Annotated in this window: 24 protein-coding genes; 8 read left to right on the top strand and 16 right to left on the bottom strand. The window is 44.5% G+C overall.

Features of this window, described 5'->3' with window-relative positions:
• Nucleotides 1-271: 271 nt before the first annotated feature.
• Nucleotides 272-1075 carry an NIPSNAP family protein gene (locus AAE02nite_RS08745; protein ID WP_146897216.1) on the top strand — a complete coding sequence of 268 codons (804 nt, stop codon included), beginning with the start codon at nt 272-274 and terminating at the stop codon, nt 1073-1075.
• A 168-nt stretch (nt 1076-1243) separates the two neighbouring features.
• On the opposite strand, the gene AAE02nite_RS08740 is transcribed toward AAE02nite_RS08745, so the two are convergent.
• The 3 genes from AAE02nite_RS08740 to AAE02nite_RS08730 all read right to left on the bottom strand — a co-directional run bounded on the left by AAE02nite_RS08740 (nt 1244) and on the right by AAE02nite_RS08730 (nt 2300).
• The gene (locus AAE02nite_RS08740; RefSeq protein ID WP_146897213.1) at nt 1244-1699 is read right to left on the bottom strand and encodes a cold-shock protein; all 456 of its coding nucleotides are present in this window, start codon (nt 1697-1699) and stop codon (nt 1244-1246) included.
• 59 nt (nt 1700-1758) lie between these two features.
• Entirely contained in the window at nt 1759-1983 is a 225-nt protein-coding gene (locus tag AAE02nite_RS08735; RefSeq protein ID WP_146897210.1) for a hypothetical protein, read from the bottom strand.
• Nucleotides 1984-2108: 125 nt separating this feature from the next.
• Nucleotides 2109-2300 carry a cold-shock protein gene (locus AAE02nite_RS08730; RefSeq protein ID WP_146897207.1) on the bottom strand — a complete coding sequence of 64 codons (192 nt, stop codon included), beginning with the start codon at nt 2298-2300 and terminating at the stop codon, nt 2109-2111.
• A 312-nt stretch (nt 2301-2612) separates the two neighbouring features.
• On the opposite strand from AAE02nite_RS08730, the gene AAE02nite_RS08725 reads away from it, so the two are divergent.
• The 3 genes from AAE02nite_RS08725 to AAE02nite_RS08715 all read left to right on the top strand — a co-directional run bounded on the left by AAE02nite_RS08725 (nt 2613) and on the right by AAE02nite_RS08715 (nt 7167).
• Entirely contained in the window at nt 2613-3761 is a 1149-nt protein-coding gene (locus AAE02nite_RS08725; protein WP_146897204.1) for a DEAD/DEAH box helicase, read from the top strand.
• A 175-nt stretch (nt 3762-3936) separates the two neighbouring features.
• Entirely contained in the window at nt 3937-5478 is a 1542-nt protein-coding gene (locus AAE02nite_RS08720) for an alkaline phosphatase D family protein (protein ID WP_146897199.1), read from the top strand.
• A gap of 228 nt (nt 5479-5706) precedes the next feature.
• Nucleotides 5707-7167 (top strand): Gfo/Idh/MocA family protein, encoded by a 1461-nt coding sequence (locus AAE02nite_RS08715; protein ID WP_146897196.1) that lies wholly within the window; start codon nt 5707-5709, stop codon nt 7165-7167.
• Between the two features lie 425 nt (nt 7168-7592).
• On the opposite strand, the gene AAE02nite_RS08710 is transcribed toward AAE02nite_RS08715, so the two are convergent.
• Nucleotides 7593-8102 (bottom strand): GAF domain-containing protein, encoded by a 510-nt coding sequence (locus tag AAE02nite_RS08710; RefSeq protein WP_146897193.1) that lies wholly within the window; start codon nt 8100-8102, stop codon nt 7593-7595.
• Nucleotides 8103-8473: 371 nt separating this feature from the next.
• On the opposite strand from AAE02nite_RS08710, the gene AAE02nite_RS08705 reads away from it, so the two are divergent.
• The gene (locus AAE02nite_RS08705) at nt 8474-8770 is read left to right on the top strand and encodes a hypothetical protein (protein WP_146897190.1); all 297 of its coding nucleotides are present in this window, start codon (nt 8474-8476) and stop codon (nt 8768-8770) included.
• Nucleotides 8771-9143: 373 nt separating this feature from the next.
• On the top strand, nt 9144-9398 hold the full coding sequence (locus AAE02nite_RS08700) for a hypothetical protein (protein WP_146897186.1): 255 nt from the start codon (nt 9144-9146) through the stop codon (nt 9396-9398).
• Nucleotides 9399-9530: 132 nt separating this feature from the next.
• Here AAE02nite_RS08700 and AAE02nite_RS26240 read toward each other — a convergent pair whose 3' ends face one another.
• The 7 genes from AAE02nite_RS26240 to AAE02nite_RS08670 all read right to left on the bottom strand — a co-directional run bounded on the left by AAE02nite_RS26240 (nt 9531) and on the right by AAE02nite_RS08670 (nt 15290).
• Nucleotides 9531-9683, bottom strand: a complete 153-nt coding sequence (locus tag AAE02nite_RS26240; RefSeq protein WP_170252555.1) for a hypothetical protein — start codon at nt 9681-9683, stop codon at nt 9531-9533.
• A 385-nt stretch (nt 9684-10068) separates the two neighbouring features.
• The gene (locus AAE02nite_RS08695) at nt 10069-10770 is read right to left on the bottom strand and encodes a DsbA family oxidoreductase (RefSeq protein WP_146897183.1); all 702 of its coding nucleotides are present in this window, start codon (nt 10768-10770) and stop codon (nt 10069-10071) included.
• Between the two features lie 73 nt (nt 10771-10843).
• Nucleotides 10844-11134, bottom strand: a complete 291-nt coding sequence (locus AAE02nite_RS08690; protein ID WP_146897180.1) for an ArsR/SmtB family transcription factor — start codon at nt 11132-11134, stop codon at nt 10844-10846.
• Nucleotides 11135-11382: 248 nt separating this feature from the next.
• Nucleotides 11383-12636 carry a PP2C family protein-serine/threonine phosphatase gene (locus tag AAE02nite_RS08685; protein ID WP_146897177.1) on the bottom strand — a complete coding sequence of 418 codons (1254 nt, stop codon included), beginning with the start codon at nt 12634-12636 and terminating at the stop codon, nt 11383-11385.
• Nucleotides 12599-13768 (bottom strand): ABC transporter permease, encoded by a 1170-nt coding sequence (locus tag AAE02nite_RS08680; protein WP_246150901.1) that lies wholly within the window; start codon nt 13766-13768, stop codon nt 12599-12601. The genes AAE02nite_RS08685 and AAE02nite_RS08680 overlap by 38 nt, the downstream gene beginning before the upstream one ends.
• Nucleotides 13769-14026, bottom strand: coding sequence for a hypothetical protein (locus AAE02nite_RS08675; protein ID WP_146897174.1), 258 nt, complete (start codon nt 14024-14026; stop codon nt 13769-13771).
• Nucleotides 14027-14168: 142 nt separating this feature from the next.
• Nucleotides 14169-15290, bottom strand: coding sequence for a glycosyltransferase (locus AAE02nite_RS08670; RefSeq protein WP_146897338.1), 1122 nt, complete (start codon nt 15288-15290; stop codon nt 14169-14171).
• Between the two features lie 238 nt (nt 15291-15528).
• On the opposite strand from AAE02nite_RS08670, the gene AAE02nite_RS08665 reads away from it, so the two are divergent.
• Nucleotides 15529-17034: a Gfo/Idh/MocA family protein gene (locus AAE02nite_RS08665; protein WP_146897170.1), complete on the top strand. Its 1506-nt coding sequence runs from the start codon at nt 15529-15531 to the stop codon at nt 17032-17034.
• Nucleotides 17035-17098: 64 nt separating this feature from the next.
• Here the strand turns inward: AAE02nite_RS08665 and AAE02nite_RS08660 are convergent, their stop codons facing one another.
• The 3 genes from AAE02nite_RS08660 to AAE02nite_RS08650 all read right to left on the bottom strand — a co-directional run bounded on the left by AAE02nite_RS08660 (nt 17099) and on the right by AAE02nite_RS08650 (nt 20786).
• Nucleotides 17099-18127 (bottom strand): lysylphosphatidylglycerol synthase transmembrane domain-containing protein, encoded by a 1029-nt coding sequence (locus AAE02nite_RS08660; protein WP_146897167.1) that lies wholly within the window; start codon nt 18125-18127, stop codon nt 17099-17101.
• Between the two features lie 766 nt (nt 18128-18893).
• A complete protein-coding gene (locus tag AAE02nite_RS08655; protein WP_146897164.1) occupies nt 18894-19277 on the bottom strand; it encodes a DUF2784 domain-containing protein in 384 nt (127 codons plus the stop codon).
• A 102-nt stretch (nt 19278-19379) separates the two neighbouring features.
• The gene (locus AAE02nite_RS08650; protein WP_170252554.1) at nt 19380-20786 is read right to left on the bottom strand and encodes an Nramp family divalent metal transporter; all 1407 of its coding nucleotides are present in this window, start codon (nt 20784-20786) and stop codon (nt 19380-19382) included.
• Nucleotides 20787-21006: 220 nt separating this feature from the next.
• On the opposite strand from AAE02nite_RS08650, the gene AAE02nite_RS08645 reads away from it, so the two are divergent.
• Nucleotides 21007-21822 carry an SDR family oxidoreductase gene (locus AAE02nite_RS08645; RefSeq protein ID WP_146897161.1) on the top strand — a complete coding sequence of 272 codons (816 nt, stop codon included), beginning with the start codon at nt 21007-21009 and terminating at the stop codon, nt 21820-21822.
• Between the two features lie 280 nt (nt 21823-22102).
• Here AAE02nite_RS08645 and AAE02nite_RS08640 read toward each other — a convergent pair whose 3' ends face one another.
• Together AAE02nite_RS08640 and AAE02nite_RS08635 are read right to left on the bottom strand one after the other, a co-directional pair.
• A complete protein-coding gene (locus tag AAE02nite_RS08640) occupies nt 22103-22747 on the bottom strand; it encodes a 3-keto-disaccharide hydrolase (protein WP_146897158.1) in 645 nt (214 codons plus the stop codon).
• Nucleotides 22748-23059: 312 nt separating this feature from the next.
• On the bottom strand, nt 23060-23417 hold a 358-nt coding region (locus AAE02nite_RS08635; RefSeq protein ID WP_218033455.1), incomplete at its 5' end, for a hypothetical protein.

Genomic DNA, 23417 nt, shown 5'->3' with positions numbered 1-23417 from the left:
TTTTGCCCGGAGTAAATATCATATCTGTGCCTCGCAACCACAAGGGCGGAATATGGATGCAGGAGCGGAATGGTTTTTAAGCGGCGGTATATTGTATTATTCACAATTTCAAAGCTAAAATTTGGATGGGGGTGAGGCTTTTTCTACTTTGGGTTTTTATCCGGGCGCTATTAGCAGGTTGGTAAAAAAGAAAGGCTTAAATTTTAAAGATTTAAATCTTAATGCTCGGGAGCAATCAGGTATTTAAACAAACACTCTAATATTATCTTATATGAAAAGAAGGAATTTTGTAAAGGCATCCCTGCTTACCGGTACTGTAGCGGGTTTTTTGCCCCAGGTAAGCTTGGCTGCTACCGGTAACACGGTACAAAAGAAAGCCAACGCGGAGTTTTACGAACTGCGGGTATATACCCTTAAAAACGAAACCCAGCAAAAGCTGGTTGAAGATTATTTTCAGCAGGCGGCCATACCGGCCTTAAATAAATTGGGCAGCAAAAATATTGGTGTTTTTACCGAGCAGCAACCCCAAGGGCAAACCAAATTGTACGCCGTTATTCCTTTTAATTCGGTAGAAGATTTTATAAAAGTAAACGATAAATTGATGCAGGACGCGGCTTATGTAAAAGCAGGCGCTGCTTATTTAACGGCCCCTGCCACCGCCCCGGCCTACGACCGCATTCAGAGCTCTTTTATGAAAGCTTTTGCTTTTATGCCTAAAATGGAGTTGCCAGCCAAACAGCCCCGTATGTTTGAGCTGCGGCGATACGAGAGCCACAGTGAGGTGGCCGGCAAGAAGAAAATAGAAATGTTTAACGAAGGCGGCGAAATTGCCATTTTTAAGAGAGTAGGTTTAACCCCGGTATTTTTCGGTGAAACCCTGATTGGGGAAATGCGGCCGAACCTGACCTACATGCTGACCTTCGACGACATGGCCGAACATGATAAGAACTGGAAAGTATTTGGCAGCGATCCCGAATGGAAAAAAATCAGCAGCATACCCGAATATGCTAATGCCCGGATTGTTTCCAATATTACCCGAACCTTTCTGGTACCTGCCGCATTTTCCCAAATCTAAGGATTTGGTAAACTTACGAACAGTTAAAATTCCGCTACTTGTAGTCTACCAAGACTACAAGTAGCGTTTATTGCGCCTAACCGAAGACTAATGGATTGGCAGCACAAAGCAAAAAGGATTATTAAAAAAAATACGGCTTTGAACTTCTTAAAGCGGCTAAACTGTATGTTAAGAAATAACCTTTACATTAACGGCGTTCAGGCCTTTTAGTCCTTTTTCAACTTCAAACGTAACCTGGTCGTTTTCTTTTACCGGGCCGGCAGAGCTATTCTGGTGAAGGAAAATACTCTCCTGGGTTTCGTGGTCTTTAATAAAACCATATCCTTTAGAAGAATTAAAGAAGGTTACTGTTCCTTTCCGGATTAGATCGGCGGGGTCGGGTGGCGCCTGCCGCGATATACCAATCTGAATATCTTCCTGGTTAACAATTCGCTTTTTCTTCGGATCCGGCGGCGTGGTAGTTATATTGCCGTTATCGTCTACGTAAGCAAATAATTCTTCCAGGCTTTGTCCTTTGGCCGAAGTAGCTTTACGTTCTTCCTTTTTCTGTTCTTTATCCTGACGTTTTTTTAGTCTTTTCTTTTCTTTTTCTTTTTTGTTAAAGGTTTCTTGAGATTTACCCATTTGTTGTTATCTGATTTTTGTTTTTTTAAGTTGTTAAGTGCCTGATTAATGCCGGAGGGCTACCGCAAAATGTAATTAGTGCCGTTCCGGATCCACTTTTCATAAAATGAATTATCATTAAATTCGCCGGTTACCAACTCAGATTCGGGATTATCCAGGTTGGTGCGCGAATCCATAAAGCCGGGCAAAGATTTCTGGTTGTTCGGTTCCCAATCCTTTCCTTTTTTCAGAGCTACACATAAGTACTCACGGGTAATCGGGTCAACTAAATATTTTCTGTTCACTTTAATTTTGGTTAAATTCACAATCCTGACAAGGCTCTTCTAAAAGAAGACTTCAATTTTAAAGAAATCAATAAAAAAGCCTTACTGTATTGTAAGGCTTTTTTATTGATTTCTTCATATCTAAACTAAGCGCGTTTAACGTTAACCGCATTTAGACCTTTTTTGCCTTCTTGCAGGTCAAAAGTTACTTCGTCATTTTCTCTGATTTCGTCTACTAACCCAGAGACATGTACAAAGTAATCCTGATCTGAATTTGTATCTTTAATAAACCCAAAACCTTTCAGTTCATTAAAGAATTTTACTTTTCCGTTATTCATATTTTGTTTTTTATTATATACTTACTACAACGTAGCCAGCATATAAGTTGCAAATTTTTTTCAATATACAAATTTTAATTCATAAACTGCTTTATAAGTTTAGAAACTGCGTCATTCCACCCACTAAAAAATTTCCGGATTATATCCTTCTTACTAAAAGTTCAGCCTGAATATTCCCATTTCTGCAACGGCAGCAAGTGCTATTTGCCCCTTCCGGCCGTTGGGCACTATAGCCCTTTCAGGCTATTTAGTTTAATAAATGTACCTTTGCTGCCTTACAACTCTTTTCGGCCTAAACCCCAAACCTGCTTTATGGATTTTTCCCAATTCGGTTTATCTGCTCCTTTACTCAAAGCCATCAATGCGCAGGGCTATCAGCAGCCTTATCCTATTCAGGAACAAACCATTCCGGCTATTTTAGCGGGCCACGATATTTTAGGTATTGCCCCCACCGGTTCCGGTAAAACGGCTGGTTTTGCCTTGCCCATGCTGGAACAGTTTCGCGAAAGAAAGCCCACCCGCAACCGGTTTGTACAAGCCCTGGTGCTGGTTCCCACGCGCGAGTTAGCCTTGCAGGTGGCTACCGTATTTCAGGGGTTTAGCTTGTATTTGGGAGAGCGGGTAAAAACGCTGGCGGTGTTTGGCGGCGTAAGCATTAACCCGCAGATGAAAGCCCTGAGCGGTACCGATATATTGGTAGCCACGCCGGGCCGTTTGCTTGATTTAATAGAAAACCGGGCGGTGCACCTGTCGGCAGTAGCCGTTTTGGTACTCGACGAGGCCGATAAAATGCTGAACCTGGGCTTTGCCGAAGAAGTAGACCGCATCCTGAAACTGCTGCCACCCAAACGCCAGAACCTGTTGTTTTCTGCCACCCTCGCCGACGATATTAAAGCCATTAAAGAAAGAATGCTTCGAAACCCGGTAGTAATTTCGGTGGCCGAAACACCCACCAATGAAGGCATTGATTTAATCAGGCAGGTGGCCTATCGGGTTAGTTCCGAACGGAAAGGTCCTTTTTTGCGCTACCTGCTAAAGCACGAAGAAATGGCACAGGTGCTCATCTTTGTATCGAGTACGCGCAATGCCGATAATCTGGTGGTAAAGCTAAACAAGAACGGCATAGAGGCTATGGCCTTGCACGGCGACAAAAGCCAGGGTGCCCGCACCGAAGCCTTAAGGCGCTTCAAAACGGGCCAACTCCGCGCCCTGGTAGCTACTGATTTAGCTTCCCGCGGCATCGATATTCAGTTGTTGCCATTTGTAATCAATTACGACTTGCCCCGCTCTCCCAAAGATTATGTTCACCGGATTGGCCGCACGGGCCGGGCAGGCGCCACCGGCGAAGCTATTTCCTTGATTACCCCCGAAGACGAGCATCATTTTAAAATTATTCAGAAAAAGATGGGCAAAACCGTAGAGGTGCGGGAAAGTGCAGGGGTGAATATGCAAGGCATTTAACCAGGGGAGGTAATCTATTGCAGCCTTTCTGGTTTTGTAGGTGATAAAGGAAAAGCGCTGAAAGGAGGAGAAAAGCCATGGATAGCAATATTTCTCATTTTAATTACCAATGCACCTTTTTTCAGCTATTTGAAACAAACAACGGCAAAAAGCCTATACCGGAAAAAATAAGCATATGACCGGTAGAATAATAGTTGGTCCTGTATTGGGTTTTCGGGGTAGCAAAGAAGGTCGGTGGTATACTTCGGCACTGTTGGTTTTGGCCGATAATGCAACCCCGCCGCAGCTTACCTTTACTGTTGGCGGGTTTCAGGCCAATGCTGTAGCTGTTCTGTTAAAGACTTTTGCCGGATCTTATGTGTGGCGGCTGGATTGGTGGGTAGCGCAAACCAACAGCGAGCAAATAGTGACGTACGCAGTAAACAACGGAACCGCCTATCAGTACCTGGTGCCCGAACTAAATAAGCCTTTGCGGATTTGTTATGGCTCTTGTTTTGGGGTGCATACGTTGCAGGACGTTAATAAGCTCCGGAATAAAAACGCCATGTGGAAAGTGCTGGCGCGGGTTCATCAGGAAAAACCTTATCATTTATTTTTTCTGGGCGGCGACCAGGTTTATTCCGACCAGGTATGGGAAATGGTGCCGGCTTTGCGTAACTGGTTAAGTAAAAAGCTTAAGAAAAGGGTACAGGCGCCTTTTACCCCCGAAATGGAGCAGGAAGTAGCCAGCTTTTACTTCAACCTGTATACCCGCATGTGGAGCCAGAAACAACCTGCCGCTATCCTCAGCCAGATTCCGACCCTTATGATGTGGGACGACCACGATATTTTTGATGGCTGGGGCTCATATGTGCCCGAACAGCAGGAATGCCCTGTTTTTAAAGGCATATACTACCAGGCCCGCGAGCACTTCCGGCTTTTTCAGTTACAAACCAATACCGATGGAGTTATCGGGGAACTTGCTTTACTGGGCAAAAGCGGTTACACCTTCGCGCACCGGATGGGTGACCTGGCTTTGGTAGCCCTGGATTTACGCTCGGAGCGTACCCAGAACCAGGTAACGAGTCCGGAATCGTGGGATTCTTTGCAGACCTGGCTGGATGAGGCGATACGTGAAAAATTATTGCCCGACGGTACCCCTCAGAAAGCTTGTAAACACTTGCTCGTTCTATCCGGGATTCCGGTGGTAAATGCCGACTTAACCTTACTAGAAACTGCTCTGAATATCAGACCAGGCCAGCAGCGCATGGAAGACGACCTAAAAGACCAGTGGCTGAGCCGGGCGCACCAGCAGGAACGCCTCCGGTTGATTCGAGGGTTGTTGAAATTTTCGCAGGAATCCGGCTGCCGGGTTACGCTGGTTTCCGGCGATGCCCACGTGGCTTTTACTGGTTTTATTCAGTCAGAACCGGAAGCTAATACGGGTGCTGAGCCCCTGGTAATAAACCAACTCACTTCCTCGGCTATGGTGAATTTACCGCCGCCCACCCTGGTGGTGTACATGATGGAAAAACTGTTAGCCGGCAAGGTGGAAGTCTTGGACCAGGGCATAACCGCCCGCTTATTAAAGTTTCCGGGAACAAACCGCCGCATTATAGGAGCCCGCAACTGGCTATCGCTTACCTTAGATGAACAGCCCAGTATCCATGCCGAATGGTATGTAGAAGGGGAGGAGAAGCCATTTGCGAAGGTTATTCCGCCCATTAATGTTAAGTAGAATTTAGTTTGGATAATTCACTTTCCACTAGCGCAAGCGTCCGCTAGTGCCTTTCCTAGGAACAGCCTATCCAGCCTTTTTATAGGATAAAAATTTCTACATCCCCCATATTAATTTTACCTGCATTCACTCCTTTGTTTAAAAATAATACCCTTTCTACTTCCTATTCTTACTTCCTATTTATAACTTGATGCTTTTAGTATTTTAGTTAACCACCTTAAAGTAAACATGAAAGAAAAAGAAAAAAACACGACCTCGCGTCGCGATTTTCTCAAGGCCGGTGCCCTGGCAGCGGCTGGCAGTTTTTTTATTTTTCCGCGGCACGTGCTCGGTAAAGGATTTATTGCCCCCAGCGATAAATTAAACATTGCCGGGGTAGGCGTTGCGGGCAAAGGTTTTTCGGACGTAAATAATGCCTATAACAACGGTGCTAATAACATTGTGGCCCTCTGCGATGTAGACTGGAACCACGCGAAAGACCAATTCGCCAAACACCCGAAAGCGAAGAAATATAAAGATTTCCGGCAGATGCTGGAGAAAGAGCGGCGGAATATTGATGCCATTACGGTTTCTACCGCCGACCATACCCACGCTTTGGTAGCCCTGGCGGCCATGCAGTTGGGCAAACACGTGTATGTGCAAAAGCCGCTCACGCATAATATTTACGAAGCCCGCCTGCTTACCGAAGCGGCCCGGAAATACAAGGTAGTAACCCAAATGGGAAACCAGGGTGCTTCTAACCCGGATCAGCAGCAAATGATAAAATGGTTTAACGACGGCGTTATTGGCGATGTGCATTCGGTACACGTCTGGACAAACCGGCCGGTGTGGCCGCAAGGTATTCCCGTGCCTCAGTCTACCGGACCGGCGCCGGAGTATCTGGATTGGGATTTATGGATTGGCCCGGCCACCAAAGTAGGTTATACGCCGGCATATCATCCGTTTAAGTGGCGGGGCTGGTGGAATTTTGGTACCGGTGCGCTCGGCGACATGGGATGCCACCTCATCGATCCGCCTTTCCGGGTGTTAGGCCTGGGTTACCCAACCGAAGTAGAAGCCAGTATTGGTTCGGTGTTTTTGAAAGACTGGAACGCAGAATATCTGCCAGAAGGCGCACCGCCATCCTCGCACGTACAATTAAAGTTCCCGGCCACCGCTAAAAACAAAACCCCCATTACCATGACCTGGTCTGATGGTGGTATCCGGGCTTTCCGGCCCGATGTAATTCCGGCTGATGCCCAACTGAGCGAACCGGACGGCGCGAATGGCGTGTATATGATTGGCACCAAAGGCGTGATGAATTGCGGCACTTACGGCGTTAACCCGAAAGTATTTTTGAATACCGGTCAGGTACTCACCACTTCCCCCAGTGCTTCCAGCCCCAGTGTACCCGAATGGGGCCATAACCTGGCCTGGCAGGAGGCCTGTAAAGCCGGTTACAACAGTGCCAAGCACAAAGCCTTAACTTCCTCGTTCGATTACGCTGGTCCGCTCACCGAAACCGTACTGATGGGTAACCTGGCTATCCGGAGTTACACCTTGCGTAACCCAACCGCCGATGGCAAAGGCTTTACTTATCCCGGCCGCAAAAAGCTGCTGTGGGATGGTAAAAATACCCGGATTACGAACTTCGACGAAGCAAATCAGTTTGTAAAACGCGAATACCAGAATGGTTGGAAATTGGCATAACGGCGGCTTCTTGAAAAATATTCTGCGTGAACCATAAAGATAAGGGTAAGAACTAGTGTCGCATAAACGGTAAAGCTCAGAATGCTGAACCTAACCTTTTAACCTTTATAGAACACAAGCTTTTGAAGAAGAGAAGGGATAATTTATGAGAACTTAATCTTTTTTGTAAATTCCTGAGAATGGAAAAAAAACTCCGGCAATTACGTCGGAGTTTTTTGTTTTTAAATACTAATGCCAACCGGTATACTGCTACTGCAGGTTTACTAATGGCTTAAATAAATTTTGGGAGAAATATAGAAACAGTTCTGGCGCTTTCTGTTAGGTGATTCAATCGGGAAAAAAAATGAATCAGTAGAAGTAGAACGAATTGGTATCTAAACAAACAGTACTCTTAATGTTGTATTAACAACGTTTTATTAACCCGTTTAAGAACAAAGGCGGTTCTTAATTTCCTGCATGGCCATAGCAGCCAGTTCTTCCAGGCCTTTCTGCTCTGATTCATCAAAATAACGCGGATGTTTATCAATTACACATACAGCGCCTAGACGTAGGCCATCCGGCGTTTTAATGGGGGCGCCGGCATAAAAACGCAATCCAAAATTACTGGCCACAAACGGATTAACCAACAAGCATGGTTCCTGTAAAGCATCGTTAATTACCGTTACCGCATCCTGTAAAACAACCATCGAACACAGGCTGTCCTGCCGGGGAACTTCGTTTATACCTCCTAGACCTATACTGGCTTTATACCAAACCCGGTATTTATCTACTAATGATATAAGGGCAACCGGCGCATTAAACCGCTCGGCAGCCAGGGTAGCAATAAGGTTGAAAGGAGCCTCGGGTTGGCTATCCAGAATCCGGTAAGATCTTAAACATTCCAGCCGGATTTGTTCATTATCCGGAATAGCAGTTGTTTCTCTTATTTTCGTCATCCTCTCAAAGCAACAGTAAAAACATTATGTAAGATAATTAACAAATTCCGGGTGACCAACAAAATTTGCTTTTTCTTAAAACCCTGATCTGTTGATGTCTACTTTCCAATTATAGCCAGCTTTATAATTCCTGTATCCATCAGTTTACTGCGTGTGGAGATTGTCGCAGGCATTCACCGCCAAAGATATTTAGAAGATGCTGCTTGGTTTGTATTTATAAATATTTTAATAATAGAAAAATATTTATTTTTGGATGTAATATTTAAAAAATACAGTATAACTATTTGCCAATGTAAATTTTTATTTATTACTTTATCTGGAAATTAAACATTATAAATAATCAGACGAAAATTGTATTTAAAAAGAAGTTTATGAAAAAAATATTTACCAGCGTTATTAAGCCTTTTTTGCCCAAGTACGAAGTAATCTGTACTAATTATCAGTTAATTCCCGGCCATCCGGTAAATAAAAACCAGCAACGACATACTTTTGAAAAGGGTGCTTCGGTGGAAGCATTAAATTTTTATGGAAAAGTAATCTCTTCTGACTTAACTAAAGCCATGGCGCCGGTTGAGATTGCGCTTAAAAAGCGGGGAAGAGTTATTCAGAAGGTGCAGATTGGCCCAGTTGAACAATTACAAAAATACAAGATGGTGTCTGTTAACTAACGCTGGTAAACTTTAAAAGAAATAAACCCATCTGATTTCCGGATGGGTTTTATTTTTTTAGTAGGTATCCTATTGTTAATATTTAAGGTGTTCGAAAGGTGATATCTGAGATGCGAAACTTGTCTTTAATTAATATCAGGTTTGAAATAGTCTTATTTATTAGATAAGAATATTATAGAAGATTGTTTAGTTGTTCAGATTAATTATAGATTTTAATATAATTTATTGAGGATTATAATTTAATATATTTTATAAATTATGCAAGGGGAGCAATGGGCTGGACTTTTTGTGATAGAGGTTGTTTATCCTTCTGATTGTTTAAACCGTAAGCCATAAGGTAAACTTTAAGCATAACGAATATTTTAATATTATCATGAACGAACAACCTAATTTACCGGTAAGCCTCACTACACAATCTGTTCAGGATTTACTCGACCATGTTCAAACGCTGCTGCACCCGGAGGAGGCAGGCAGCCCCAAACATCAAGCCTTGTTATCCCTTAAAAGTGCTTTAGAACAAGTACTGCCCTATGTACCGGAGTCCCGCCAGAGTAAACCCGACGAGCTGGAATTAGAAAATGAAATTCGGGATGAAATTGTGATAGCCGGGGCGAACGAAAACGGCTAAGCCGGATGGCCGAAACGGTTAGCCGCACAAGTAAAATGCTGCTATTTTATATCCTGCGTCTGGTCAATTATAGGCGGGTTTATTAAATTAAAGAAGGAATTTACCTGGAAGAACATATCTATATTTAAACCTTTAAGAAAACAGTACCAATGCCGTACGGGCTACCAAAGCCGGAATTAACCAGCGTATGCCGGGTAAAGGACCAAAGGTGGCCGAACCCGTCACCGGTCGCCACTGGTAGCTTTCACCAATTTCGGCGATTATTCGGTAAACCTTTTCGAGCACATCTATTACCACGGTAAACCCCCGCCGCGGGCGCTATTAGACATAGCTGCAGTTGCTATTGAAAAAAATAGGTTTGGGCGACTTCCCGGCAAATACCAAGTACTGTTCTGCGAAATAACAGGTGGGTAGAGCAGCCAAATAACCCGCGCAAAATAACGGTCTGGAAGAATTTTGACCAGGACAAGCTTATGGCTGATTTTTACGAAACCATGAATCGTAATGTGCTGGCCGAGACTAAATAAGGATGTAGCTTATTTACACAAAAAAATTAGCCCAACGGTTGGTGGTTAACCGTTGGGCTAATTAATGCCATGATAGAAGCTATTCTATATTGCTGTTTCGGACGGCATCTGGCCCAATAGGTGGTATTATCACCGCCAGCTTTTTAGCAATCCCCGCCTACCTCGCAGGTAGCGCCATCCGGGATGATATTGGTATATACCGGAGCAATTTGATTCAACACGTTTACGAGAGTTTCAGTAGGCTGTGCGCCGCTAACGAGGTAGCGCTCGTTTATGACAAAGGCCGGCACGCCACTGATACCGGCTTGCTGCGCTTGTTGCTCCAACGCTTTTACTTCGTCTTTGCCTTCTTCGCCAGCGAAGAAATTATTTAATTTCTCGGCCGGAATGCCATGCTCCTGACCTATCCGGGTTAAAACGGCCGGGTCATTTACATTTTCGCCGTTAGTAAAGTTAGCCCGGAACAAAGCTTTAGCTACCTCGGTTTGTACCCCATATTGTTGCGCCAGCCAAATAAGCCGGTGGCCATTAAAGGTATTATGTACGGAATTTGCCTTCTCAAAATCAAATACAATGCCTTCGGCCTGACCGGCTTCTACCAACCTGCGGCTCGATTCGGTTAAGCGGCTGAGGCCATCGCGGCCGTAATTCCGGATAAAATATTCTTCTTTGTCTTCGCCTTCCGACGCCGCAAAAGGATTTAGTTCGTATGGTTTAAACTGAACTTCAAAATCGTATTTGTCCTGGGTTTGATCTATTGCTTTTTGCAGGCGGGCTTCGCCTAAATAGCACCAGGGGCAATTTATATCCGATACAATATCTATTGTTATTTTTTGTTTGCTCATTGTCTGCGATACTTTATTATTTATAAATTATTTATTTCTTAAACCTTTACGGCTTTTTGTCTAATATTCGTCATCATTTAATAGGAGACCTGCCGAATGAAATGCCGGAAATAAAGGTGTTAAAACCCGCTGGTTGTAGCGAATACGTAAAATTTCGGCCTTCTTTTTCGGCAGCAATCAAACCGGCCTGGGTTAAAACTTTCAGGTGATGACTAACCGATGGCTGGGCCAGATTCAGGCACCCCAGAATAGCTGAACACGATCCGGAGCCGCCCTGTTGCGCCAGAAATTCCAGAATCTTCAGCCGGTTCACATCGCCCAAAGCTTTCGCCATTTTTTCCAGTTCTTTCAGGTTAGTTGTCATATATGTATTGATACATGTAAATGTATCGATAAGTTCCTGCACTACAAATTACCTGCTTATCTTGTCATTTCTGAATTTATCTGGGGAACTGGTGAAAGTAGCAACATAAAAGGCAACAACGAACCGGCAGGACCGGAACAGCATAGATTGGCGTAAAAAATAGGGCTTTTTAGTTTTTATGATAAACTAAAAAGCCCTATTCTTAGAATAATAAGCCCGAAGGATATTTCAGAGATATTCATAATTGCTTATTTAAACCGGCAGGAAAGCAGGGTGATATCGTCCTGGAAAGCGGTGCTGCCCTGGTTGTGATTTTTAATTTCTTCGAGTAATTCCACGTGGAGTTTGGACAAACTTAGGTAACGGGAGTTTTTCAGAAATTGAATGGTATTTTCCAGGCCAAACTCGTCTTCTTCCAGGTTAAATACTTCCGTGAGGCCATCGGTATAGCAAAGCAGCAAGGTTTTGTGCGGCACCTGTAATTTGGTTACCGAAATAAAAGGCAATTCTTCAAAAATGCCCAGCATGGTACTGCCTTCGGTTAATAACTGACAGGAGTTATCTTCGTAGAGCATTACCGGAGCATTGTGGCCGGCATTTACATACTGCAGTTCGCGGGTTTTGCGGTTGTAAATACCCAGGAAAGAAGTAATAAATTTTTCGGCAATCGCGTTGTTATAAATTAAATGATTCAGCTCGTTTACCACTTTCACCAGGTTGTCGGTTTGGCGCACAATGGTGCGCAAACCCGCCTGAAAGTTAGACATAAGCAAAGAAGCTGGTACGCCTTTCCCCGACACGTCGGCCACGCAAAACAAAAAACGGTCGGCATCAATATCCACGCAATCGTAGTAATCGCCGCCAATAGAAGAATGCGGAATATAGCTGGCGTGCACCACCACATCCTGGTTGTTGGGCAATGTTTTCGGGAAAAGCATGGTTTGCACCTCCCGGGCAATTTTTATTTCGTTGCGGATGGCTTCTTCGGCTAAGCGCTGGCGGGCCAGCCGCCGGTTTTGCATGGCCACAATTATAATATTGCTGATGGTCTGCACAAAAGAGAGCGCCGCAATATTAGAATAATAGGCCTGGGAGTTACCTATCAGTACAAAAGCCAATAATTTATTGTTCTGATAAACCGGAATAGCCGTTTCAAATTCCTGCCATTTATAATCCAGATTTAAATCTGAGATTAAGGTTATTTCGGAAATAGCGGTAATGGTTTCGGGTAAGGTATCCAGCTTTTTAAAATTATAACTGGTGCCAAAGCATATTTTACATTCCCAGTCGTCTTCTACCACAAACAAGGTAAGCCGATTGATGTGCAACTGTGCCAGCAGGGTAAAGTGGAATATCTTGTACAGGGAATACTCGGGCAGATTATTATTTATTGCCTGGGTAATTTCCAGCAGGGCCGAAAGCTCCAGCCTTTTCAGGTTTAATTCCTTCTTTATATCCGCAGCATCAGCCAGGGGTATGGGTAAGGAGGATTTTAGGGTCATATGCATCGCGAAGCCCGTTACCGAGCAGATTAAAACTCAACACCAATAAGCTGATGAGAACACTGGGTAGTAAAACAAGGAAAAAACCTGCTTTTGCTCCTATCAACTGAAAACCTTCACTAACCATCATGCCCCAGGACGGAGCCGGCGGCTGAACACCCAACCCCAGAAAACTCAGACCTGCTTCCATTAAAATAGCCGAGGCAAAATTAGCGGTGGCTATTACTATCAGCGGCCCGGTCATGTTGGGCAATAAATGGTACATTATTATGCGGTACCGGGGCAACCCCAATACACTAGCTGCTTCAATATACGTTTTTTCTTTCAAACTTAAAAATTGCCCCCGTACCACGCGGGCCACGTCTACCCACATGGTAAGCCCTACCGCCACAAAAGATACCCAAATACCTTTGCTGTTTAAGGCCAGCGAGATTGCTATTACCAGCATGATGCTGGGCACCGACCAAACAACGGTCATCAGGAACTGCATAAACCGATCGGTTAAACCACCAAAGTAGCCAGCGATGGCACCAATCACAATACCCACAAATACGGAAATTAACACTGCCACCAGGCCAATGCCGAGAGAAATACGGGTGCCCAGCAATAAACGGCTGAGTACATCGCGTCCGGCATTGTCGGTGCCCAACCAAAAATGCTCCGTATAAACCACGTTTTCGGGCAATTGTTTTAAATCGGGGCTACCGGCATTTAATAAATTTGGTAAGTGAAATTTCAGAACTTCCTGCGGTAAGGCCTTATTTTGTTCGTACGGTTTCGCAAATACAGTATCGCCTTTCAGGCTGTAACTCCGGATAGGATATTCCCGGTAGTTTTCTTCCTGCCCAAACAACATTTTCCGGAATGGATTAGCGGGTGGCGCTAATTCCTTATCTGTGGGAATCCTCAAAACCTTAACCGAAAAGCCCGGCGGCTTCTTCTGCAATTCTACGAAGCTGTTGTTGGCATTAGGCGTAGAATCGGGCAGAATCAGATACCCTAATACGGCAATTACCGTGGCCACCAGAATAAACAGCAAACCCAACATAGCCGGCTGGTTGTGCCAAAGACGTTGCCGGATATAATAGGCGGGTGGCCGGGAAATAGTAACTGCTGGTTGGGTTACTGCCATTTAACGGGAGTTATGCGCTATTAACCCGGCTTTGGTAGCCAAATAAAAATACTGCTGGTAATTAGCCTTAAACTGTATTTCGTCAAACGATACTTCGGTATCTGGGTCCGGGTATAAGGCTTTTATATGACCTTTTTTAAGCAGGCCGGCTAAATGATTGCTTAAAGCCTCGCCGTTCAGGTTTAAGGCCTCCGCAATGTCCCCATAGGAAGTCACGAAATAAAGTTCGTCTATTATGTCGTATTCAATTTCGTTCATAGGCAACCAGGAATGCTATTGCTATTCGGTTAAAACTGTTTTTTGGCGGGTTTTATTATACTTTAACCATTAATTTATCTTTAACAGCAGCCTTGTAATGTTAAAGTTGTGTTAATTGGCAGGGTTAAGCAGGCCTGAAATATCATGGTTTTATTTTTCGCCCTTTCCAGGAATAAGAGCCCCGCAATGCTACCAATGCGGTAATTACCACGTACGGGACATAAATAATCTGCAAAGGTATAATAATATATAAATAATTTAATTTGTTAAAAAACCGTAAGACCGCTTTCAAGAAAGAAAAATCAATCATTATTTTTATGGTTAACGCCACCACCAGCAAACCCACCGAAAATTTGCCGGCTACAACCAGAATCATTCCTAAAAACAAAAGAAAGTTTACACCAAATACCAGCAGGGCCAGCAGCTTTACCCGCCAGGATTGGTAAGCGGACCATTTACTGGCCCAGCGAACCCGTTGCGCAAAAAATTCGGCCAAAGTGGGTCTGGCGCGGGTAAATACGGTAGCCCCTGCGGCCTTTATAAAACACACGGAGCCCGGATAACGCTGGTGTACTTTGTGCATTAAAAATTCATCGTCGCCGGAGGGCAGGTGTTCGTTGCCGGAAAAGCCATTGACTTCTGCAAAAACGCTCTTAGGGTAGGCCAGGTTGGCGCCGTTACACATATTGGGCTGACCCAAAGCAATGGAACTTCCGCCGGTACCAATCAGGCTCGCGAACTCCACCAACTGTATCTTCTCAAAAAGAGTAGGTGTGGGCTCGTAAAGAACCGGGCCACTGATAAATTTAGCTTGTTGGCTGGTGTAATAATAAGCCAGGCAAGCCAGCCATGCCGGCTGCACCCGGCAATCCCCATCGGTAAAAGCCAGTAATTCGCCAGTGGCTGCGGTTACACCCAAGGCAACGGCTGCCTTTTTACCGGTTTGTTCTGCCAGGCTCAGGCAACGCAAGGGGTAAGCAACCTGGTGCAACAAGCTATTAACCACAGCTAAAGAGTCATCGTCGGAATGATCATTAATTACCAGCACTTCGAATAAATGCGGCGGATACGTTTGGGCATTTAAATCCTGCAGGAGTTGGGCAATTTGCGGGCCTTCGTTGCGGATAGGGATGATAACCGATATTTTGGTTTCCGGCAGGTAATCTGGTGGAATATTTACCGGTTCCATGTGTTCCCAGGCCCAAAGCCGCCGCAGCATTACCCACCCGTATGTAAATAGTAAGCTCCAAAGTAGCATTTGCATAAATTGCCGCCCCGGAATAAGTCTTAGGCGCGGCAAATTTATTTTAAATATCCTTCTATAAAAATCAAGTAATCTTTTATTCTGGTTTAACCAAGTCAGATATTTAGCTTTCCGGAGGAAAAAAATTTAAGAAAAAGAACTTGATGGTACTGCATTTTACTTTAAAATATATATCTTAAAAACCAAAACCATAATTGGAAGGCTGATTACCTATACCGTTTCATAAATAACCAACAACATGTCTGAAAAAGAACAAACGCCTGAAAAGAAAGAAAAAAAATCGGTAGGAAGGCGGGAATTTCTAAAAGGAGCTGCCTTAACGGCTGCTTCCTTTTACATATTTCCGCGTTATGTGCTGGGAGGGCCGGGGTACGTAGCGCCCAGCGATAAATTTAATGTGGCCGGTATTGGGGTAGGCGGTATGGGTAGAGCGAATCTGCTGAATTTATCGAGCCAGAATATAGTGGCCTTGTGCGATGTAGACAAGGCCTATATGGAAAAGGCTTTTACCAAGCTCGACGATGATATGAGCAGGGCACAGACGCGCCTGAGTGCGGCTAAAACCGAGCAGGAACGCAAAAGCATCAACGAACAGATTACGAATTTCCGGCAATTAAAAGAGCAGTATCCCAAAGCTAAAAAATTTCAAGATTACCGCGAGATGTTCGATAAAATGAAAAAGGACATTGACGGGGTGGTTATTGCCACGCCCGACCATGCCCACGCGGTTATTGCCATGGAAGCTATCCGGCGCAAAAAGCACCTGTATGTGCAAAAACCACTTACGTATACGGTGCACGAAGCGCGCACTTTGGCCGAGGCGGCCCGGAAAGCCAAAGTAATCACCCAAATGGGTAACCAGGGGCACTCCAGCGAGGGCGCCCGCCTCATAAACGAATGGATTTGGGATGGCGCCATTGGCAATGTGCACACCGTTTATGCCTGGACCAACCGGCCGATGGCGTATTGGCCGCAAGGGCAGGCCCGGCCAACTAATACGGTACCCGTACCCGATACTTTAAACTGGGATTTATTTATCGGACCGGCTCCCATGCGGCCGTACCATCCCGATTACCACCCCTTTGCGTGGCGCGGCTGGACCGATTTTGGCGTAGGAGCTTTGGGTGATATGGGAGCGCATTTATTAGATCATCCGAACTGGGCCTTAAAACTGGGCCCACCCGAAAGCGTGGAAGCCTCCAGCACACCTTGGGGTGGTACCAAAGAGGACCCGCGGGTAAGTTATCCGTTGGCCACCCAAATTACCTACCAGTTTGCGGCTCGCGAAAATATGCCGCCGGTAAAACTTATCTGGACCGATGGGGGTATTATGCCACCCCGCCCCGAAGAACTGGATATAACCGAAAACATGAACCAGGGCGGTGGGGTAATTATGGTAGGCGAGAAAGGTAAACTCATGCACGATACGTATGGTTCTAACCCGCGCTTACTACCTAAAAGCCGTATGGATAGCTATAAACAACCGCCAAAAACCATCGCCCGGGTTGACATGAGCCACGAAATGGATTGGGTGCGCTGCTGCAAAGACGGTAAAAAACAGCCCTCTTCTAACTTCGATTACGCCGGGCCATTAACCGAAACCATGCTGCTGGGTATGATTGCGCCCCGGTTCCCCGGTAAGAAACTACTTTGGGATTCGGTGAACATGAAATTTACCAATTCACCGGAAGCTACGCAATTTGTAACCCGTGAGTACCGGCAGGGATGGGGTTTAAGCGTATAGTTAGTCTTTAAAATTCTATAACACAACGGGCAGCCTGATAAAGGCTGCCCGTTGTGTTATAATCCTATATTTCCAATTCGAACTTCTGATTTTCCTTTTTTCGCTTACGCTTACTTTTAACCTTCCACTGCAAGCGCCAGATAAAACATAAACCAATTAAACTCGGAATGCCTATATTAATAAACCATAAACTTAGACTAGCGCTCATCACCAGCAAGCTGCTTTGCCCGAGTAAACTAAAAAAATAGATGGCCGATAATTCGCGCATACCCAAGTCGGCCAAGGCACTTACCGAAGGTACCACCGATTTTAAGAGAAAAGTGCTGCTCACGCCCAAAGCCATTTCGTACCAGGGCACCTGCACCCCAAAAGCAACTAGCAGCAACATAAACTGCCCCAGAAAAACCCCGTAGCGCCATAGAGAGAGCCATAGCAAAGAACGCATTTCGGCCACCGAATAGGTAGAGATAATATTTACGTATGGTAACATCCGGTTCAAAAAAGGAATGGCCGTAGCAGCGTTTAGCAAAATGCCAGGTCGGAATAGTAAGAGAAAAATACTGCCTTTTACTAAAAGCAGGGTAGTGGCAATACCCACCAGAATACTTAAATCAGGTTTTAAAAAGTTGGCCAGGAAATAAAAGACCCCAACCGAACCAGCCGCTACGGTTATACTTAACTGGCAAAAACGCCCCAGAAATATGGACCCCAACGCTTCCAGCCGCTGACGGCTTTGCAGTTCCATAATCCGGCCGGCGTAGTCGCCCAGGCGGTTGGGAGTGATAAAACCCAGGCAAATGCCTACCAGCACAGCCCGGTAAGCCCGCCAAAAAGATAGCTTTTCTACTTTGGCTGCCAGTTTTTGCCACTTCTTTGCTTCCAATCCCCAGTTGAGAAAAATCAGGCCGAACGCCAGCAAAATACCGGTGGCTTTACCATTTTTCAAAGCACGCAGTAATTCTAAAAACCAGGTCTCCGGCTCTTGCCTGTCTCCAATCACAGATGTGTATAAAAGATAAAAGGTACCCGTCAGGATAGAGAGCTTCAGAATGACCCAACTCCAGTTCGAAATCTTCTTTTTTATGCGGCGCATGCAACCAATTAGAGGCGGCAAGTTAATTATTATGGCTCAGTATCTGCATTAAAAAAGTAGCTGCTATCAATCCATATTAACCACTTGGTTTAAAGATGATTTAAGTCTAATGTTCATCCCTTTAAAATTTTAATGCAATGTTCAGTATTTGTATAAAATAAATTAAATAGCTTTAATTTAAAGACTGCATTTTATAAAATAACTATTTTTATAGGATAGTGTTGTTAAATTTAAACCTATTATTTAGCTTTACCATATAAAATTTAATAAACGGGTTGAAATATTAAGTTTGATTTAATATGAAATTTGACTTATAAAAATTAGATATGTTATACTTTATACAGAGCAACTGGTATAATTAAAAATATTAAGCCCTTTCCTGTGAAAGCTGAACATTAGTGGTAATCTGTTAACGTCTAACAAACATAAACAAACTATTTTTCAGCTTTCACGGAAAGGCACAAATCAAATATGTAAGGGTTGTTCTTTACAGCCGGATGGTAAAGGTTGTTACACTTGCTCAGCAGCTTTTACTGTTGCTTTCAGCTAAGGTGCTGGCAACTGGATAACTAAAATTAGAGGTCATAATAGTCTTAACTTAAGATTTGTCTCACTTCGTGCTTAAACGAGTAGCTGTGCGCAGGCCAGAGCTGCTTAGCAAATAGGTTGAGTAGAAACTTAAAACTGTTCTCGTACCCCATCCTTCACCTTTATAACGCTGGGTGCTTTTGTATAACAGCAGTTATTCTTAAATGGATTGAAAAGATTAAACAGGTGTTCTCTTAAGTTTTGGGTGAATAAAATTAAAATACACCGATAGTAAAGCCGCTATTCCAAATAAAATAGCCGTCCAGGTATCTACCAAAGCCGGACTAAAATCCCGGCCAGTAAGGTAATCGGCGTAATACTTTATAAAAGAATTGGGCAGGTTTCTTTCACCGAGTTTGGTTTTAACCTGCCATTGCCAATCCGTAATGGGGCAGTAACCCAAGCCGAACCATAAGCCCAGCAGCAGCCAGGAGGCAGCCGTAGCTAGTACTAATAAAAAATGTAATTTCCGGAAACGGGGCCACAGCCAACCGAAAAGATTAAAACCGATAATGGCCAGGTGCAGCCCGGTAAAAAACAAATCGAGCAACTTTAATAACATCGGAATTTCCTGGTATAAGACTTATTAAAATTGCGCTTAGGTTTTGTCTTGCGGTTCTGCTAAAAGTGGCGTAACTATAACTTTATCCGGGATAATAATGCGCTAAATTTTTATAACCTGGATAATGCCGTACAAACCCAGTGTCACAATTGCCCCGGCGCTTACCCAAAAAGCCAGGTCATAAAAACGACTGGGTTTTAACTGGGCAGGCAAACGGCGGTACCGGAAGTGAATGGCCGCTACCACTACTAACAAAAGCAGAATCGATGTCATAAAACCGCCAATCAAAATCATGCCTACGGGCAGTTTAATAAAGATAAACAGGGCGCACCAGGCCAGCGGGAAAACCCAGGCCAAAATGGCAATGGCCCGCATCCGGGTAGGGTAGTGGTGAAAGCGCAGCCAACCTAATTGTCCGAAAGCATCGGTAAAAGTACGGGTAAAACTGGCGGCAGCCGTAAAGAAAGTTGAGTACAGTGCCATAAAAGCCCCAATCATAAATATTACTTCGGCCCAGGGGCCTAAGGTGTTGGTGTACATCGTTGATAAAGTTTTTATTACATCGTAGCCTTCCGGTACCAGGTGTTGCCGGTGGAGTACTGCCGCGCCTAACACATAGAAGGCGGCTGTAACTATGGTGTAAACCACCATGGCCAGAAAGGCATCGTAATACATAACTTTTATCCAGCCCCGGGCTCTTTTCTCCCACTCCTGCGTAGCTTGTTTAGGTCCCGTATAGGCCGCGTAACCTTTCTCGATGCACCAGTAGTGGTAGTACATAATTTCGTCGCCGCCTACCCCGGTAATACCAAAAGCCGCAATGGCCACCATTACCATATCTGGCGGTAAAGTAAAAGTCAGGCCTTGTTGCAGGTCGGCCCAGGAAATCTGAAATTCGGTAAACTGTAGAAAATAGACCGAAGCCAAAGTCATGACGGTGAAGAAAACCATCATTACCAGGGAAAACTTTTCAATGAGTTTATAATAACCTTTAAATACCAGTAAAGCCGTGAGCAAGGTAATGGCCACCGCCCAAACCGGAATACTTAGGGCTGGGGCTACCATATTTAAAATTATAGCCACACCCCCAACAATGCCGCCCATCTGCAAAAATTTAAATAGCTGAATAAAAAGCCATAGCCAGATGCTCCAGTTTACTTTACCTAATTTGCCGCCCGGCAATTTATTCAGGGCAGCCATGGTGGTTTCGCCGGAATGGATGGCGTGTTTGCCCCATTCCAGTTGCAAGGTAACTTTTACCAGACAGCTCAGAATTATTATCCAGAAAGTAACAAACCCGGCTCTGGCGCCTAGTGCGGTTGTAGCAATTAGTTCGCCGGAGCCTACAATTGCTGCCGATAACACAAAACCTGGCCCCAGGTGGCTGAATATACCGCTTAGGGTTTCCGGCGGATCCTGAATTCTATCGTTGGTGATAACGTAAGGGTCGGGCGTGCCGGATGGCTTTTCCGGAGTAATAACTTCGGGGTTCAAGGTTTGTAGTGGCATAGGGCAGAGATAGAAGCTTACGTTTTTAATATAAGTTTTTATTTTTTTTGCGCCTACTTTTTTCAGGTTTTATTCCTATACCAAGTGAATTTTAGAATATTGGGTTACTGGTAATTGCCCGCAAGAAGTCGGGCTGAGATTGGAAGGAACAAATAACTCCTAAATAGAGTAAAATCAGACTAATCAAGATAAAGCGAATTAGAGACAAATATTCAGCAGCATGGCCCAGAAAGAAAAATTACGGTTAAAAAATCAGGTTGCCCTGGTAACAGGTGCTAGTTCGGGTATAGGTACCGGCATAGCCAAATCTTTAGCCGACGATGGCGCAACAGTTATTGTTAATTATTCGCGCAGTGCCGAAGGAGCCGATAAAGTGGTGCGGGAAATTACCGAAGAAGGCGGTAAGGCCATAGCGATAAAAGCCGATGTAAGCCAGGAAGACCAGGTGCAGGAAATGTTCCGGCAAATATTAGCAGAATTTGGAACCCTGCATATTCTGGTAAATAATGCCGGTATTCAGCAGGATGCTGCTTTTCTGGACATGACGCTGGCCCAGTGGCAAAAGGTGCTGGATGTAAACCTGACCGGCCAGTTTTTATGCGCCCGTGAAGCTGCCAAAGAGTTTATGCGGCGGGGCGTACAACCAAATATTTCCCGGGCAGCCGGCAAAATAATCTGCATCAGTTCGGTGCACGAAGTTATTCCATGGGCTGGCCACGTGAACTATGCAGCTTCCAAGGGCGGGGTCATGCTCTTTATGAAATCTATTGCCCAGGAACTGGCACCCCACAAAATCAGGGTAAACAGCATTGGACCCGGTGCCATTAAAACCCGCATTAATACCGAAGCCTGGGAAACCGAAGAAGCTGCTCAAAAATTATTGGAATTAATTCCTTACAACCGGATTGGGGTAGCGCAGGACATTGGCGAAGCGGCTGCCTGGCTGGCCTCCGACGAATCGGATTACGTGCACGGCATTACCCTGTTTGTGGATGGCGGCATGACTTTATTCCCGGGCTTTGCGGCAAATGGGTAATTTATTGAATGAGGCCATTCTTATTAAAGCTCCTGAAAAAATAATAGGAGAAATAGAAGAGAAAACCTAAAAAGAAAACCGCCAGAATCTAGCTGACGGTTTTTATATAGCGGAAATAATACCAAATCTCATGAACTATCTTCCATAGCAGAACTATGGTTATACCATTAGTTAAACCTCACAGGTCTTTAAGACCAGTGAGGTTTAACTAATGGCAGCTAGTTGATGCAATTTGGTATAAATTAGATATTTTCGAAATCCGAATTCTTTGGGTTTTAAATTAATCTAAAGGCTTAATCATAATATTTTTATAATACACTTTACTTTTCGGATCGTGGCCTTGCAGCGCTACCGTTCCGGTGGATAACAGGCGGCCTGCCATATCATTGGGGCGGTTTACATTTTCGGGTTCGGTATATTCTACCGCAATTTTATCATTCACTTTTACTGTAATTTTTTTGCCCTGTACAATAATGTGCTGGGTAAACCACTCATTGTCTTGGGCCAGTTGTTCTTTAACGTCGGCAATGGCATACACACTGCCGGTTTTCCGCCAGTCAGAGTGGGTATTGTTTACCTGAATTTCGTAGCCTTTGCTGGGCCAGCCGGTTTGCTGGTATTCGGTGTGAATATACATACCCGAGTTAGATCCCGGTGTGGTCATTACATCGGCTTTAAACTCAAAATCTTTAAAGTTATGGTTCCGTAAAGGGCCATCGTAAAACAAATGCGCCCGGGGGCCCTCTACTACAATGGCCCCGTTTTCTACCCGAAAGGTGCTGGAGTTTTCGCCGACCTTCCACCAGTTCAGGGTGCGGCCGTCAAAAATACTAACCCAGTCTTTGTCGTTAATTTTATTAGGTTTAGAACCGGCGCAGGCAGCTAAGAACAGCGCCAGGATTAAGCAGGAAAGTAGTTTTCTCATGGGTGGTATCAGGTTAATAGATTAGTTATGGTTTATAAAATTTGTATGCCCGGAAATCTGCCGGCCCGGAAACCTGTTGTAGTAAATAAAACCGACTACAGCAAAAAGTCAGGGAAGGAGCAGGTAAGTATAATACACCGCAATATATTTAAAAGCAGTAATATTTTGGTATCAGAATAAAAATAGCACCCGAACTATCTTAAATAAAGTAGTTTGGTTTTATTAGTTGTAAACCCGAAGGTACCGCACCAGCATACTGAACCAGAAGAAAACTAATGTTACTACTTGCATAAAATATTACCCGGCCGGTGGCTAATGGTACCGGATGGTAGAATCTGGTCGGGCCACCCTCATTTTCTGATTGGCCGGCGGCTTCATCCGGGGCATGCTGTTTTTAATATTTTCCGGTTTAAGCCAGTTGGGCTTTTCGGTTTTCTGTTTAGGTATTAAAACGCCCTGGAATCCTTTCGGCTGGTACAACTTAGGCTGTAACTGAAAGCCATGAAAATTCATGTAAGGTAATTGGCTGAGGTTACTCGGCAGAAAGGGAACTGCGTTGGGACCGATAGCATTATCTTCATCGGCCTTAATTTGTGAAAAACCAGGTATAGCTACTAATAAAGTAACCATGCCCAACAATATTTGCTTTTTCATGGTTGTATTTATTAAT

It is taken from the genome of Adhaeribacter aerolatus, from assembly GCF_007991635.1.
GTDB lineage: Bacteria > Bacteroidota > Bacteroidia > Cytophagales > Hymenobacteraceae > Adhaeribacter > Adhaeribacter aerolatus.
The sequence above is the reverse complement of the archived record's forward strand: the minus strand, read 5'-3'. Positions and strand labels throughout refer to the sequence as shown.

What these genes read in the sequence shown, in the direction of transcription:
- AAE02nite_RS08745 (WP_146897216.1), top strand. Translation starts at nt 272, where the DNA reads ATGAAAAGAAGGAATTTTGTAAAGGCATCCCTGCTTACCGGTACTGTA.
- AAE02nite_RS08740 (WP_146897213.1), bottom strand. Translation starts at nt 1,699, where the DNA reads ATGGGTAAATCTCAAGAAACCTTTAACAAAAAAGAAAAAGAAAAGAAA.
- AAE02nite_RS08730 (WP_146897207.1), bottom strand. Translation starts at nt 2,300, where the DNA reads ATGAATAACGGAAAAGTAAAATTCTTTAATGAACTGAAAGGTTTTGGG.
- AAE02nite_RS08725 (WP_146897204.1), top strand. Translation starts at nt 2,613, where the DNA reads ATGGATTTTTCCCAATTCGGTTTATCTGCTCCTTTACTCAAAGCCATC.
- AAE02nite_RS08720 (WP_146897199.1), top strand. Translation starts at nt 3,937, where the DNA reads ATGACCGGTAGAATAATAGTTGGTCCTGTATTGGGTTTTCGGGGTAGC.
- AAE02nite_RS08715 (WP_146897196.1), top strand. Translation starts at nt 5,707, where the DNA reads ATGAAAGAAAAAGAAAAAAACACGACCTCGCGTCGCGATTTTCTCAAG.
- AAE02nite_RS08710 (WP_146897193.1), bottom strand. Translation starts at nt 8,102, where the DNA reads ATGACGAAAATAAGAGAAACAACTGCTATTCCGGATAATGAACAAATC.
- AAE02nite_RS08705 (WP_146897190.1), top strand. Translation starts at nt 8,474, where the DNA reads ATGAAAAAAATATTTACCAGCGTTATTAAGCCTTTTTTGCCCAAGTAC.
- AAE02nite_RS08700 (WP_146897186.1), top strand. Translation starts at nt 9,144, where the DNA reads ATGAACGAACAACCTAATTTACCGGTAAGCCTCACTACACAATCTGTT.
- AAE02nite_RS08695 (WP_146897183.1), bottom strand. Translation starts at nt 10,770, where the DNA reads ATGAGCAAACAAAAAATAACAATAGATATTGTATCGGATATAAATTGC.
- AAE02nite_RS08690 (WP_146897180.1), bottom strand. Translation starts at nt 11,134, where the DNA reads ATGACAACTAACCTGAAAGAACTGGAAAAAATGGCGAAAGCTTTGGGC.
- AAE02nite_RS08685 (WP_146897177.1), bottom strand. Translation starts at nt 12,636, where the DNA reads ATGACCCTAAAATCCTCCTTACCCATACCCCTGGCTGATGCTGCGGAT.
- AAE02nite_RS08680 (WP_246150901.1), bottom strand. Translation starts at nt 13,768, where the DNA reads ATGGCAGTAACCCAACCAGCAGTTACTATTTCCCGGCCACCCGCCTAT.
- AAE02nite_RS08675 (WP_146897174.1), bottom strand. Translation starts at nt 14,026, where the DNA reads ATGAACGAAATTGAATACGACATAATAGACGAACTTTATTTCGTGACT.
- AAE02nite_RS08670 (WP_146897338.1), bottom strand. Translation starts at nt 15,290, where the DNA reads ATGCAAATGCTACTTTGGAGCTTACTATTTACATACGGGTGGGTAATG.
- AAE02nite_RS08665 (WP_146897170.1), top strand. Translation starts at nt 15,529, where the DNA reads ATGTCTGAAAAAGAACAAACGCCTGAAAAGAAAGAAAAAAAATCGGTA.
- AAE02nite_RS08660 (WP_146897167.1), bottom strand. Translation starts at nt 18,127, where the DNA reads ATGCGCCGCATAAAAAAGAAGATTTCGAACTGGAGTTGGGTCATTCTG.
- AAE02nite_RS08655 (WP_146897164.1), bottom strand. Translation starts at nt 19,277, where the DNA reads ATGTTATTAAAGTTGCTCGATTTGTTTTTTACCGGGCTGCACCTGGCC.
- AAE02nite_RS08650 (WP_170252554.1), bottom strand. Translation starts at nt 20,786, where the DNA reads ATGCCACTACAAACCTTGAACCCCGAAGTTATTACTCCGGAAAAGCCA.
- AAE02nite_RS08645 (WP_146897161.1), top strand. Translation starts at nt 21,007, where the DNA reads ATGGCCCAGAAAGAAAAATTACGGTTAAAAAATCAGGTTGCCCTGGTA.
- AAE02nite_RS08640 (WP_146897158.1), bottom strand. Translation starts at nt 22,747, where the DNA reads ATGAGAAAACTACTTTCCTGCTTAATCCTGGCGCTGTTCTTAGCTGCC.